This window comes from Methylibium sp. T29 (genome assembly GCF_000576205.1).
GTDB classification, from domain to species: Bacteria; Pseudomonadota; Gammaproteobacteria; order Burkholderiales; family Burkholderiaceae_C; genus Methylibium; species Methylibium petroleiphilum.
In genome coordinates this window covers 1-13,755 of the sequence record NZ_AZND01000089.1, presented here as the reverse complement: position 1 = coordinate 13,755, position 13,755 = coordinate 1, and the positions used below count along the sequence as shown (strand labels likewise).

Annotated in this window: 7 protein-coding genes and 4 pseudogenes; 7 read left to right on the top strand and 4 right to left on the bottom strand. The window is 71.0% G+C overall.

Features of this window, described 5'->3' with window-relative positions; genetic code table 11:
- The 7 genes and pseudogenes from x551_RS12030 to x551_RS12000 all read left to right on the top strand — a co-directional run.
- Positions 1–586, top strand: a pseudogene (locus tag x551_RS12030) (ornithine cyclodeaminase); the annotation flags it as partial.
- Positions 587–600: 14 nt separating this feature from the next.
- A complete protein-coding gene (locus x551_RS12025; protein WP_011829109.1) occupies positions 601–2,037 on the top strand; it encodes a sodium:proton antiporter in 1,437 nt (478 codons plus the stop codon).
- A 12-nt stretch (positions 2,038–2,049) separates the two neighbouring features.
- Positions 2,050–3,041: pseudogene (locus tag x551_RS12020) on the top strand (D-glycerate dehydrogenase).
- Between the two features lie 147 nt (positions 3,042–3,188).
- Positions 3,189–5,480, top strand: a complete 2,292-nt coding sequence (locus tag x551_RS12015) for a TonB-dependent receptor (protein ID WP_202796709.1) — start codon at positions 3,189–3,191, stop codon at positions 5,478–5,480.
- Between the two features lie 10 nt (positions 5,481–5,490).
- Positions 5,491–6,036, top strand: coding sequence for a cytochrome b (locus x551_RS12010; protein ID WP_011829112.1), 546 nt, complete (start codon positions 5,491–5,493; stop codon positions 6,034–6,036).
- 49 nt (positions 6,037–6,085) lie between these two features.
- Positions 6,086–7,573, top strand: coding sequence for a DNA recombination protein RmuC (rmuC, locus tag x551_RS12005; RefSeq protein WP_011829113.1), 1,488 nt, complete (start codon positions 6,086–6,088; stop codon positions 7,571–7,573).
- The gene (locus tag x551_RS12000; RefSeq protein WP_051495767.1) at positions 7,566–8,771 is read left to right on the top strand and encodes an MFS transporter; all 1,206 of its coding nucleotides are present in this window, start codon (positions 7,566–7,568) and stop codon (positions 8,769–8,771) included. The genes rmuC and x551_RS12000 overlap by 8 nt, the downstream gene beginning before the upstream one ends.
- Positions 8,772–8,783: 12 nt before the next feature.
- On the opposite strand, the gene pdeM is transcribed toward x551_RS12000, so the two are convergent.
- The 4 genes and pseudogenes from pdeM to x551_RS11980 all read right to left on the bottom strand — a co-directional run.
- Positions 8,784–9,428 carry a ligase-associated DNA damage response endonuclease PdeM gene (gene pdeM / locus x551_RS11995; RefSeq protein ID WP_036233189.1) on the bottom strand — a complete coding sequence of 215 codons (645 nt, stop codon included), beginning with the start codon at positions 9,426–9,428 and terminating at the stop codon, positions 8,784–8,786.
- Between the two features lie 5 nt (positions 9,429–9,433).
- Positions 9,434–11,910, bottom strand: a pseudogene (locus x551_RS11990) (ligase-associated DNA damage response DEXH box helicase).
- Positions 11,907–13,535 (bottom strand): ATP-dependent DNA ligase, encoded by a 1,629-nt coding sequence (locus tag x551_RS11985; protein WP_036233180.1) that lies wholly within the window; start codon positions 13,533–13,535, stop codon positions 11,907–11,909. The pseudogene x551_RS11990 and the gene x551_RS11985 overlap by 4 nt, the downstream one beginning before the upstream one ends.
- A pseudogene (locus tag x551_RS11980) lies at positions 13,528–13,755 on the bottom strand (DNA ligase-associated DEXH box helicase); the annotation flags it as partial. The gene x551_RS11985 and the pseudogene x551_RS11980, both read right to left, overlap by 8 nt.

Here is a 13,755-nt window from a genome sequence, read left to right as displayed (position 1 = left end):
CACGGCGCTCGGCCTGCGCGTACTCTCGACCGCGCCGGTCCGGTCGGTGGCCTTGCTGGGCACCGGCGCGCAGGCGCTGGCGCACGCGCGCGTGCTGGCTGAACTGGGCGAGGTGAGGGCGCTGCATGTCGTGGGCCGGACGACGGCGCAGGCCGACGCGTTCGCTGAGCGGCTGGCGGCCGAACTGGGCAGCGTCGAGCTCACGGCACATGGCCATCTTGCCGACGCCCTCCGTACAGCGCAGGCCGTCGTGACACTGACCACGAGCCTGCGGCCGGTCTTGCCGGACCAACAGCCCGCCGGCCTGCTGGTGGTCGGCGTCGGGGCTTTCACGCCGCAAATGGCCGAGTTGCCGCCAGCGCTGCTGCGGGCGCGCCGCGTCGTCGTCGATGCGCTCGACGGCGCACGCCACGAAGCCGGCGACCTGATCCAGGCGGCAGTGGTCTGGTCCGGCGTCACCGAACTCGTCGACCATCTCGATGCCCGGCCGGAAGGTGGCGCTGCGCCGGTGTTCAAGACCGTCGGCCATGCCGCCTGGGATCTGGCGGCCGCCCACGTCGCGCAGCGTATGCTCACAACTTCCTGACAACTGATATATCAATGCTGACCGTCGCACTCCACCCCCGCCGCGCCGCGCGATGGCATTTCATTCTGCTGGCGTTGGTCGGTTGCCTGCCCACCGTCGCGGGGGCGGCCGAGATCGACGGCAGTGCCCTCGGCGTGGTCTGGGCGGTCCCGTTCGCAGGCATCCTGCTGTCCATCGCCCTGATGCCGCTGCTGGTGCCCGCCTTCTGGCACCACCACTACGGCAAGGTCGCACTCGGCTGGGCGGCGGCCTTCATGCTGCCGTTCGGCGCGCTGTTCGGCGCCGGCGCCGCCGCTGCGGCATTGGTCCATGCGGCGCTGGCGGAATACATCCCGTTCATCATCCTGCTGACCGCGCTGTTCACGGTGGCCGGTGGCATCCACATCCGCGGGAACTTCCACGGCAGCCCGGGCTTCAACGTGGTGCTGATGGCGATCGGCGCGGTGCTGGCGAGCTTCATGGGCACCACCGGGGCGTCGATGCTGCTGATCCGACCGCTGATCCGCGCCAACGACAACCGCCGGCATGCGGCGCATGTCGTCATCTTCTTCATCTTCATCGTCTCGAACGCAGGCGGTTCGCTGACGCCGCTGGGCGACCCGCCGCTGTTCCTCGGCTTCCTGAAGGGGGTGGACTTCTTCTGGACGGTGAAGCACATCTTTCCCGAGACGCTGTTCCTGGTCGGTGCGCTGCTGGCCATCTTCTATGTGATCGACCGCCACTACTACGTGAAGGAAGGTGTGTGCCCGGTCGACCCGACGCCCGACACGCCGGGCTTCGCGATCGAGGGCAAGGTCAATCTGCTGCTGCTGGGCGTGGTGGTCGCACTGGTGCTGATGAGCGGCACCTGGCAGCCGGGCATCGAATTCGCGGTCTTCGGCACCCCGGTCGGCCTGCCGCAACTGGTGCGCGACGTGGCGCTGGTCGGCGTGACGCTGCTGTCACTGAAGCTCACGCCGCGCGGCGTGCACGACAGCAACCAGTTCAACTGGGCGCCGATGCTCGAGGTGGGCAAGCTGTTCGCCGGCATCTTCCTGACCATCGCGCCGGTGCTGGCGATGCTGAAGGCCGGCCCGGCGGGCGTGTTCGCGTCGATCGTCGGGCTCGTCACCGCGCCCGACGGACAGCCGATCCCGGCGATGTACTTCTGGGCGTCGGGGCTGCTGTCGAGTTTCCTCGACAACGCGCCGACCTACCTGGTGTTCTTCAACCTCGCCGGCGGCGACCCGCAGGTGCTGATGACGACGCTGGCGCCGGTGCTGGCGGCCATCTCGGCCGGCGCGGTCTTCATGGGCGCGAACAGCTACATCGGCAACGCGCCCAACCTCATGGTCAAGGCGATCGCCGAGGACCGCGGGCTCCGGATGCCCAGCTTCTTCGGCTACATGGTCTGGAGCTGCGGCATCCTGCTGCCGCTGTTCGCGGTGATGACCTTCATCTGGTTTCTCTAGGAGCAAGAACGCATGGACAAGGTCCTGGTGGCGCGTGCCGCCTTCCCCGACATCGTCGATCGCCTGCGCGCGCACTTCGAGGTCGAGGACAACCCGAGCGACACGGTGCTCGACAAGGCACAGCTGATTGCGCGCCTGCAAGGCAAGGCCGGCGCGTTCACCACCGGCAGCGAGCGCATCGACGCGAGGTGCTGGCGGCCTGCCCGCAGCTGCGTGCGGTCTGCAACATGGCGGTCGGCTACAACAACATCGACGTGGCCGCCTGCACGGCGCGCGGCGTCATCGTCACCAACACGCCCGACGTGCTGACCGAGACCACCGCTGACTTCGGCTTCGCGCTGATGATGGCCGCTGCGCGGCGCATCGCGGAATCGGAACACTACCTGCGGCGCGGCGAATGGACGAAGTGGCACTACGACCAGCTCGTCGGCTCCGACGTGCATGGCGCCACGCTCGGCATCCTCGGCATGGGCCGCATCGGCCAGGCGATCGCACGGCGCGGCGCGCTGGGTTTCGGCATGCCGGTGATCTATCACAACCGTTCGCGGCTGGCGCCGGAGATCGAGGCCGCCCTGAACGCGCGCTACGTCGACAAGGCCACGCTGCTGCGCGAGTCCGATCACCTGGTGCTGGTGCTGCCGTACTCGGCGGCTTCGCACCATGCGATCGGCGCAGTCGAGCTGACGCACATGAAGCCGACCGCCACGCTCACCAACATCGCGCGCGGCGGCGTGGTGGACGACGCGGCGCTCGCCGAGGCTCTGAAGGCGCGCCGCATCGCCGCGGCCGGGCTCGACGTGTTCGAGGGCGAACCGAAGCTGAACCCGGCATTGCTGGAACTGCCCAACGTCGTGCTCACGCCGCACATCGCCAGCGCCTCCGTCGCCACGCGCCGCGCGATGGCGAGCCTGGCGGTCGACAACCTGATCGCGGCGCTGGGCTGCGGGCCGCAGGCTGGTCGTCCGCCGACGCCGGTGAACCCGGAGGTGTTGGCGCCGCGCTGATCGGAATGCCTCGTGCGAGGCCGTCTCGGCGTTTTCCCGCAAATAGAGCGGGAGCTTTTCCCGGTCGTCGACAGCTTGTTGTCAGTTTGAATGACGGACGCGCCTGAGAGCGCGTCTTTCCTCATTCTGACTTTCACGGATTCGACGATGACCCCCTCCAAGAAAACCTCGAGCCGGTTCGCGCCCGGCGTGGCGCTGGCCTGTCTGTCCTCGTTCGGTTCGGCGCAGGAAATCGCGCCCGACCGACGCGCGATCTCGGCCCTGCCGAGCGTGACCGTGACGGGCACGCTGCCGGATCGGCTGGAAGCCGTGCCGGGATCGAGCGCGGTGGTCGGCGCCCGGCAGCTCGAGGCCGAGCGGCCTTATTCGGTCCGCGAGGCGCTGCAGGCCGTGCCCGGCCTGCACGTGGTCGGCGAGGACGCCTTCGGGCTGAATCTGAACATCGGCATCCGCGGGCTGGACCCGCGCCGTACCAGCCGCACGCTGCTGCTGGAGGACGGCATGCCCATCCACCTGGCGCCCTACAGCGACCCGACGGCCCACTACCACACGCCGCTGGAGCGTGTGGAGCGGGTCGAGGTGATCAAGGGCTCGGGCCAGATCGTCCACGGACCGCAGACGGTGGGTGGCGTGATCAACTTCGTGACCAAGCCGGTGCGGCGCAGCTTCGGCGGCGAAGTGGACCTGGCGGTCGGTGACCGCAATTTCAGCCGTGCCGCCGGCGCGGTCGGCAGCGGCGGCGACTGGGGCGGCTGGCTCGCCGAGGCGGCACTGCGCCGAGGCAACGGCAGCCGCGACGGCAGCTTCCACCGCATCCGCGACGCGTCGCTGAAGACCGAGTTCGACCTGGGCGACAAGCAGTCGCTGCGCCTGAAGTTCGGCTACTACGAGGAGGATTCGAAGTTCGGCGAAGCCGGCCTCGACCAGGCCCGCTACGACGCCGACCCGTACCAGAACGCCTTCCGCAACGATGTCTTCGAGCTCGAGCGCACCGCCTTCCAGGCCGTGCACAGCTTCAACTTCTCCGACACCACGCGGCTCGCGACCCAGGTCTACTACCAGAAGACCGATCGCGCCTCGTACCGCCAGCTCGACGCGATCGTCGAGGCCGAAGCGGACGGTGTGGAAGCCGAGAAGGAGCGCGAAGGCCTGCGCTTCGATGAGGTCGGGGCTGACGGTGCGGGCCTCGTTGCCGGCTGTCCGGAGGACATCGACTACACGGTGCCGAATGGCTTCGAGCAGTTCGCGAGCCTGTGCGGCAACCAGATGCGTCCGCGTCGCTACGAGTTCTACGGCATCGAACCGCGCCTCGAGATGCAGCATGGCGCCTTCGGCCTGCGCAGCGAGCTGGTCGCCGGGGTGCGGCTGCACCACGAGAAGGTGAACCGCAAGCGCTACAACGGCGCGACACCCACCGCGCGCGAGCACTCGCCCGGCACCGGACTGCGCGACGAATTCGACATCGAGACTGACGCCGTCGCCGCCTACGTTCAGAACACCTTCTACGCCGGTGACTGGTCGTTCACGCCCGGCGTGCGCTACGAGAGCTACCGTCAGAAGAACCGCATCACGCAGGACGAGTTCGCGCCGGTCACGCCCGGCATCGAGACATCGCAACGCAACAACGAGCTGCTGCCCGGTTTCGGGCTGACCTACTTCGGCCTCGCCAACACCACGCTGTTCGCCGGCATCCACCGCGGCATCGCGCCGCCTCGGCCCGATGCCAACCTGCCACCCGGCGACGCCGACCTGCAGAAGGTCGACCCGGAGCTCAGCACCAACATCGAGCTCGGAATGCGCCATCGTCCGCGGCAGGGCGTGCAGCTGGAGGCCACGCTGTTCCAGATCGACTTCAAGAACCAGATCCTGCCGGGCTACGCGGTCGGCCTGGGGCAGACCTTCGCGAATGCCGGTCGCACCCTCAACCGCGGCGTCGAGTTCGGTTCACGCATCGACTTCGGCCGCCTTCAGGGCCGGCCCCACAACCCCTACCTGACACTGAGCTACACGAGCCTGTTCACCGCCCGGTTCGACAGCGATCTGCTGACGCCCGACTTCGCGCCCGGCGAGGACGAGACCACGGTGTTCGCCAATGCCCGTGGCAAGCGCCTGCCCTACGCGCCGCGGCACCTGCTGTCGGCCGGGCTCGGCTACGAGCACGGCTCGACCTGGGATGCGCGCATCGGCCTCACGCACGTGAGCGAGCAGTACACCGATGCGCTCAACACGCGGGCGCCGGCGGCGGATGGACAGTCGGGCGTGATCCCGAGCTACACGACGCTCAACGCCTCGTTCAACTACCGCCTGAAGCCGCAGGGCGTGACGCTGTACCTGAGCGCCACCAACCTGACCGACAAGCGCTATCTCGTCAGCCGGGTCAACGGGGCCTTCGCCGGTGTGCCGCGCCAGCTCTACGCCGGCGCGCGTTTCAGCTTCTGAGTCGCGGCCCATGCGTCCTGACGCTGCGCCGGCTGCCTATGGGCGGCTGTCCGTCACGATGCACTGGCTGATGCTGGCGCTGATCGCGCTGGCCTACCTGTGCATCGAGCTGCGCGTGCTGTTCGAGCGCGGCACGCCGCTGCGCGAGTTCCTGCGCCATGCGCATTTCTCGATCGGCCTGACGGTGATGGGCCTGGTGCTGGTGCGCCTGTGGGGGCGATGGCGCGGCGGCACGCCGCCCATCGTGCCGGCGCCGCCGCGCGCGCAGCGGCTGGCCGCGCACGCGGTGCACCTGCTGCTGTACGCCTTCATGGTCGGCATGCCGCTGGTCGGCTGGGTGATGCTGAGCCTGCGCGGCGACCCGGTGCCGTTCTTCGGCATCGAGTTACCACCGCTCGCTTCCGAGAACAAGGACCTGGGCAAGTGGCTGCGTGGCTGGCACGGCGACGTGGGGCGCATCGCCTACGGCGTGATCGCGCTGCACGCGGGCGCCGCGCTGTTCCATCACTACCGGCTGCGCGACAACACGCTGCGCCGCATGCTGACGGTGCGCTGAGTTCATGACCGGTCGCGAGGCCGGGACGGGCTGACACAATCACGGCACGATGCAACTGCCCGACTGGTCGCCCCTCCTGGTCCTCGCGCTACTGGCGCTCAATCTCGTGTTGCTGCTGTGGCTGGCGTTGCGTCGGCCCGACGATGCGCCGTTGCGCGGGCTCGGCGAGCGGCTGCAGCAGACCGTCCGTGGCGACGCCGAGCGTCTGGAGCGTGAACTGCGCGGCGAGGTGCAGGAGAGCGCGCGCGGCACACGCCAGGAACTGACCGCCTCGCTCGGCCTGTTTCAGCAGACGCTGCTGAACCAGAGCAGCGACGTGGCGCGCACGCAGAACGAGCAGATCGACTCCTTCCGCACCCAGCTCGCGGCCACGCAGCAGGCACTGTCGGACACGCTGCGCGGCAGCACTGGCGCGCTCACCCAGTCGGCGCTGGCGGCGCGCGAGGCGCAGGACGGCGCGCTCAAGCGCTTCGGAGACAGCCAGGCCGAGCAGCTGCGCGCGCTGTCCGAGGCCAACGAACGACGACTGCTCGAGGTCCGCCAAGCGGTCGAGGCGCGGTTGACGGCGCTGCAGGCCGACAACGAGAAGAAGCTTGAGCAGATGCGTCAGACGGTGGACGAGAAGCTGCACGCCACGCTGGAGCAGCGTCTCGGAGAGAGCTTCAAACAGGTGGCCGACCGGCTGGAGCAGGTGCACCGCGGCCTGGGCGAGATGCAGGGGCTGGCGCGTGACGTGGGTTCGCTCAACCGCGTGCTGACCAACGTCAAGACGCGCGGCGTGTTCGGCGAGGTGCAGCTCGCCGGCTTGCTGGAGCAGGTGTTCACGCCCGAGCAGTACGGCGTCAACGTCGAGACGGTGCCTGGGAGCGGCGCGCGCGTCGAATTCGCGGTTAAGTTCCCGGGGCGGCGCGACGATGGCCTGCCGACCTGGCTGCCGGTCGACGCCAAGTTCCCGCGTGAGGACTACGAGCGCCTGCTCGATGCGCAGGAGCGCGCCGACGCACCGGCGGCCGAGGCGGCGGCGCGGGCGATCGAGCAGCGCCTGCGGTTGGAGGCGCGCACCATCCGTGAGAAGTACGTCGCCGCGCCGCACACCACCGAGTTCGCGATCCTGTTCGTCCCCACCGAGGGCCTGTACGCCGAGGCGCTGCGCCGGCCCGGGCTGGTGGAGGCGTTGCAGCGCGAGCACCGCGTGACGCTGGCCGGCCCCACCACGCTGCTGGCCACGCTGACCAGCCTGCAGATGGGCTTTCGAACGCTGGCGCTCGAGAAGCGATCGGCCGAGGTCTGGGAAGTGCTGGGCGCAGTGAAGCAGGAGTTCGCGAAGTTCGGCGAGGTGCTGGCCAAGACGAAGAAGAAACTCGAGGAGGCCAGCAACACCATCGATGCGGCCCAGACCCGCACGAACGTGATGCAGCGCAAGCTGAAGACGGTCGAGGCCCTGGACGAGACGCGGGCCCAGGCGCTGCTGCCGGGGGGCCTCGAGACCGTGGAAGACGAGGAGCGAGAACCCGTCCCGCGCGACCACCGTGGCTGAGGACGCGCCGGCGGCTCAGCGCGCGAAGGCGCTGGCGCTGCGGTTGCTGCCGCTGATCGGCGGCCAGCTCTGCCTGCACGCCGCGATGACCGGCCTGCGCATGGCCGCGCCACTGCTCGCGCTGCACGAAGGCCACAGCGCAGCAGCGGTCGGCGGGCTGCTGGCCCTGTTCGCGGTCGCGCCGATCGTGCTCGCGTTGCCGGCGGGCCGCATGGCCGACCGTCACGGCTACCACCGCCCGCTGCGCTGGGCCGTGGCGCTCGCCTTCGGCGGCGCCTTGCTGGCCGTGCTGGCGACGCTGCTGCCGGTCGGCTGGCACTACGCGGTGCTGTGTGCCGCCGCGATGTTGTGTGGTGGTGGCGCGAACTTCGGCCTGATCGCGATCCAGCGCACGGCCGGCCGGCTGGTGAGCGACCCGACCGGACTGAAGCGCGTGTTCAGCTGGCTCGGCCTGGCGCCGGCGCTGAGCAATGTGGTCGGCCCGGTGATCGCCGGTGTGGTGATCGACGCGGCCGGCTTCGGTGCCGCCTTCGCGGTGCTGGCCCTGCTGCCGCTCGCGAGCCTGTTGTGGTCGCGCCGGGTGCCGCGCGAGGTGCCCGCAGCGGCTCCCGCCGGTGCGCCGCGCAGCCACCGTGCTTCCTGGGAGTTGCTGACGGCGCCCCCGATGCGCCGGCTGCTGCTGGTGAACTGGCTGCTGTCGAGCAGCTGGGACGTGCACAGCTTCGTGGTGCCGGTGCTGGGCCACGAGCGCGGGCTCAGCGCGTCGGCGATCGGACTGATCCTCGGCGCCTTCGCGCTCGCGGTGGCCGGTGTGCGGCTGGTGATTCCGCTGCTCGCTCACCGGCTGCGCGAGGGCGCGGTGCTGGCCGGCGCGATGCTGCTGACGGCTGCCGTGTTCGCCGTCTATCCGCTGGCGCACGCGGCGCTGGCGATGGGCGCCTGCGCGGTGGTGCTGGGCCTTGCACTCGGCACGGTGCAGCCGATGATCATGTCCACGCTGCACCAGATCACGCCGCAGGCGCGCCACGGCGAGGCGATCGCGCTGCGCTCGATGACCATCAACCTGTCCAGCGCGCTGATGCCGCTCGGCTTCGGCATGGCCGGCGCGGCATTCGGTGCGGCCGGCGTGTTCTGGCTGATGGGCGCGATGGTTGGCGCGGGCGCGTGGCCGGCCCGCCGGCTGGCCGCGACCGGCTGATCCGGGGTCTTCTCAGCGCGGCACCGCGAAGACCGCGTCGTCGGTAGCGACGAACAGGCGGTCGTCATCGGCCGGCGTCACCGGGTGGCCGCCAGTGAAGGCGCCGAACGCCGGCAGCACAGTGCGCTGCGGGCCGACCACGAAGCAGGGCAGCCGCAGGCGCTCGCCACCCCAGGCCAGGTGATGCACCGGATGCAGGTGACCGCAGAGCAGATGCGGCCCGGCCGACGGGCGCGGGTGATGGCCGAATGCGAAGGGATCGAGCTGCCAGGGCTCGTCCACGACCGCGAGGCCCAGGTCGGCCGGCGGGTCGCCGGCGTGGGCGTCGTGGTTGCCGCGCACCAGTGTCAGCGCGAGATCCGCATGGCGCAGACGCCAGGCCCGCAGTGCCGCCAGAGTGGCGCCAGCCTGAGAAGATCGAGCATGAAGGAAGTCGCCGAGGAAGACGATGCCGCGCGCCGGCCGCGATGCCAGCAGCGTGTCCAGCGCCGCCAGATTCTGCGATGTCGTGCCATGCGGCACCGGCAGGCCGCCGGCGCGGAAGGCGGCGGCCTTGCCGAAGTGCACGTCGGCCACCACCAGCAGCCGCTGTCGCGGCCACCATGCGGCCCGGGCGGGCAGCAGTTCGAGGGTTTCGCCGGCGATGTCGATCTGCATGGTCATCACGGAGCGGCGGCTCGCTCGAGTTCGCGCAGCAGCCGCGCGACGCGGTCCGTCAGCGCCTCGGTGCTGAGCGCCTCGCGCAGCCGCTCGACCATCAGCGGGAAGCCGAACGGCGTTGCGCGGCGCAGTTCGACGAAGGCGAGGCGTCGCTGGGTCAGCTCGTTGAGCGTCTCACGCAGCCGGCCGAGCTCCAGCTCCTGTTCCAGCACTTCGCGCTCGGCCTGGCCCAGCAGCAGGTTGCCGGCGTCATGGCGCTGGAACACGTCGAAGAACAGGCTCGACGAAGCCTGCAGCTGCCGTGCGCTGCGCGCCTGGCCCGGGTAGCCCTGGAACACCAGCCTGCAACGCGGGCGATCTCTCGGAATCTTCGGCGCGACAGCTCGGTGGCGTTCAGGCCGGCCAGCACGTCCTCCAGCAATGCGTCGGTCGTCAGCAGGCGCTGCGCGGCCTCTGGCGTCGCGAGCAGCGCGGACCAGTCCACGGGGGTGGCGCTCAGCAGCTCGAAGCCGTAATCGTTGACGGCGATCGAGAAGCTCGCCGGTTGCCGTGCGCCGACACGGTAGGCCAGCAGCGCGGCAAGGCCGACGTGCACGAGGCGCCCGGCGAAGGGATAGAGGAACAGGTGCTGGCCCTCGCGGCTGCGCATAGCCTCGGCCACCAGCACGTCGGCCGCCGGCAGCGCCGACCAGCGCGCCTGCAGTTCGAGCAGAGGGCGCAGCGCCCGCATCTCGGGACCGGGGAAACGGTCACGCGCAGCCTGCTGCAGCCGCTCCAGTGCCGCGTGCGCCAGCTCGGACGACAGGGGCATCTGCCCGCCTTGCCAGCGTGGCACCGCGCCGCGCCGGCCGGTCGCGGGCCGCACGAAGGCGGTCATCTCATGGCTGCGCACGAACTCCAGCCGGCGCCCCCCGAACAGGAAGTGGTCACCGCGGCGCAACCGCGCGATGAACGACTCCTCGATGCTTCCGAGCCGCGTGCCGTTCAGGAAGCGCACCTGCATCGCGGCGTCGGAGACGATGGTGCCGATGCCCATGCGGTGTCGGCGGCCGATCGCCGCATCGGGCACGCGGTACATGCCGTCGTCGTCGGGCAGCACGCGGCGGTACTCGGGGTAGACGACCAGGCTCTGTCCGCCGCGCGCGACGAAGTCGAGCGCCCACTGCCACTCGACATCCGTCAGCGTGCGGTAGGCGTCGGTGCGGCGCACTTCCGCCAGCAGGTCCGACGCGCGAAACCCGCCGCCGAGCGCGACGGTGACGAGGTGCTGCACCAGCACGTCGAGCGGCTTGTCCGGTGCACGGCGCGACTCGATGCGGCGCGCGGCGACCGCGCGGATCGCCGCGGCCGCCTCGAGCAGCTCGAGGCTGTGCGTCGGCACCAGCGTGAGCCGTGAGACCCGGCCGGGCGCATGGCCGCTGCGGCCGGCACGCTGCAGCAGCCGCGCCACGCCCTTCGGGCTGCCGATCTGCAGCACGCGCTCGACCGGCAGGAAGTCGACGCCCAGGTCCAGGCTGGAGGTGCTGACCACCGCCTTCAGCCGGCCCGACTTCAGACCCTCTTCGACCCAGCCGCGCAGTGCAGGATCGAGCGAGCCGTGGTGCAGCGCGAGCACGCCGGCCCAGTCGGGGCGCGCATCGAGCAGCTTCTGGTACCAGATCTCGGCCTGCGAGCGGGTGTTGGTGAAGACCAGCGTGGTCGTGTGCCGGTCGATCTCGTCGATCACCGGCTGCAGCATCTCGATGCCGAGGTGGCCGCCCCAGGGGAAGCGCGACGGGTTCGGCGGCACCAGGGTGTCGACCACCACGCGCTTGGGCAGGCGGCCCTGCACCAGCACGCCCTGGGCGTCGGCGTCGCCGAGCAGCACCTGCCGCGCGCGCGGCAGGTTGCCCAGCGTCGCAGACAGGCCCCACACGACGAGGCGCGGCTGCCAGTGCCGCAGCCGCGCCAGCGCGAGCTGGGTCTGCACGCCGCGCTTGTTGCCCATCAGCTCGTGCCATTCGTCGACGATCACCATGTCGACGTGCTGCAGGCGCCGCGCCGCGTCGGCCTGGCTCAACATCAGCGACAGGCTCTCGGGCGTCGTGACCAGCGCGGCGGGCGGCGACTTCGCCTGGCGCGCGCGCTCGGAGCTCGGCGTGTCACCGGTGCGCAGGCCCACGCGCCAGCCGGGCATCAGCTCGGAGAGCGGCGCCTCGAGCGCACGCTGCGTGTCGGCGGCGAGAGCGCGCATCGGTGTGAGCCACAGCACCCGCAGGCCGCGGCTGTCGTCGGTGCCGGCGGCCCGCTGCTGCAGCGCGCGGCCCAGGGCGGCGAACCAGACCGCGTAGGTCTTGCCGGCGCCGGTGGTGGCGTGCAGCAGGCCGCTTTGGCCGCGCGCGGCCGCCGCCCAGACCCTGCGCTGGAACGCGAACGGCTGCCAGCCGCGAGCGGCGAACCAGCCGTCGAGTGCGGCTGGCGGCGACGCGCGCCGGTTCATGCGAGCAGGCCCTTCAGCGTGGCGAGCGTGTCGGCCTCCTCGACCGGCTTGTCGGGACGTGGCCGAAGGATGCGCGGGAAGCGCACCGCGACGCCCGCCTTGTGGCGCGTCGAGAGAGCGATGCCCTCGAATCCGATCTCGAACACCAGCGTCGGCCGCACGCTGCGCACCGGCCCGAACTTCTCGATCGTCGTCTTGCGGATCACCGCGTCGACGCGAGCGATCTCGGCGTCGCTCAGGCCGGAGTAGGCTTTGGCGAACGGCACCAGGCGGCGCTCGCCGGGCGCACCGTCCGGCGCGGCGTCCCACACCGCGAAGGTGTAGTCGGTGTAGAGCGAGGCGCGCCGCCCGTGGCCGGCCTGGGCGTAGACGAGCACCGCGTCGACGGCATAGGGGTCGACTTTCCACTTCCACCACACGCCGACGTCCTTGGTGCGACCGACGCCATAGCGCGCCTCGCGTGCCTTCAGCATCAGACCCTCGACGCCGCGCTCGCGGGCGGTGTCGCGCAGCACGGCCAGTGCAGCCCAGTCGGGGGCCTGCACCTGGGGCGAGAGCTGCAACGCGGGGTCGGCGGTCGCGGAGATCAGTTGCTCGAGGCGCATGCGCCGCAGGTGCTGGGGCTCGTCGCGCCGGTCGACACCCTCCTGCTCCAGCAGGTCGTAGGCGATCAGCACCGCTGGTAACTCCTGCAGCAGGCGCGCTCCGAGGGTCTTGCGGCCGATGCGCCGCTGCAGGGCTGCGAACGGGGCAGGTCGGCTGTCCTGCCAAACGACGATCTCGCCGTCGATCACCGCGCCGTCGGGCAGCGACAGCTTCGCCAGCTCGGGGAAACGGTCGGTGATCAGCTCCTCGCCGCGCGACCAGAGCCAGGATTGTCCGCCGCGCCGCACGAGCTGGGCGCGGATGCCGTCGTACTTCCATTCGGCCTGCCAATCGGCGAGCGCGCCGAGCGTCTGCGGCTCGGCCTGCAGCGGATGCGCGAGGAAGAACGGGTAGGGCTGGCCGCCGGGCGAGGCGTCGCCGGTTGCGGCCTCCGGCGCCAGCAGCGCGGCGTAGGCGTCGGCCGTCGGCTGGGCGCCCTTGTCGGTCCAGCCCATCAGCCGTTGGGCGATGAGCTTGGCGTCGAGCCCGGCCACCGCGGCCAGCGCGCGCGTGAGTAGCAGCCGCGAGACGCCGACGCGAAAGCCGCCGCCGATCAGCTTGCCGAGCAGGAAGCGGCCGGGGGTGTCGAGTTCGTCCCACGCATCGAACAGCGCCGTGCGCACCTGCTCGGGCGGCGCACCGCGCAAGGGACCGATGCGCTCGCGCATCCAGTCATCGAGGCCGAGCGCGCTGTCGCGCACCGGCGGCGGCAGCACGAGCGCGATCGTCTCGGCCAGATCGCCGACCGCCTCGTAGCAGGCGTCGAACAGCCAGGGCGGCAGGCCGGCGCGCTCGGCGGCCAGTTGACGCAGCAGCGCCGTCGGCACGGCCTGTCGCGGCTTGCCACCGGCCAGGAAGTAGGCCGCCCAGGCGGCATGGCGGGCGGGAGCGGCCCGGAAGTAGGCCGTCAGCGCCTCGAGCTTCTCGTGCGTCGAGGTGGTCGCATCCAGAGCGGCGTAGAGCCGGGCGAAGTCACGCACCGCCGGTCTCCGCGGCCGGCGGGGCGGTCTCGTCCTCGTCGCCGTACTCGGTCTGGAAGGCGGCGGCGTCGAGGCCCTGCTCGCGCAGCCAGCGGATCAGCGGGCCGGTCTCGCCGTGCGTCACGACGATGCGCCCGGCGCCGGTGGCCCCGATCGCCTCCAGCAACGCCGGCCAGTCGGCGTGGTCGGACAGCACGAAGCCGCGGTCGACGCCGCGCCG

Excerpts from the sequence above, each read along its gene's own strand:
- x551_RS12025 (WP_011829109.1), top strand. The coding sequence starts at position 601 with ATGCTGACCGTCGCACTCCACCCCCGCCGCGCCGCGCGATGGCATTTC.
- x551_RS12015 (WP_202796709.1), top strand. The coding sequence starts at position 3,189 with ATGACCCCCTCCAAGAAAACCTCGAGCCGGTTCGCGCCCGGCGTGGCG.
- x551_RS12010 (WP_011829112.1), top strand. The coding sequence starts at position 5,491 with ATGCGTCCTGACGCTGCGCCGGCTGCCTATGGGCGGCTGTCCGTCACG.
- rmuC (WP_011829113.1), top strand. The coding sequence starts at position 6,086 with ATGCAACTGCCCGACTGGTCGCCCCTCCTGGTCCTCGCGCTACTGGCG.
- pdeM (WP_036233189.1), bottom strand. The coding sequence starts at position 9,428 with ATGCAGATCGACATCGCCGGCGAAACCCTCGAACTGCTGCCCGCCCGG.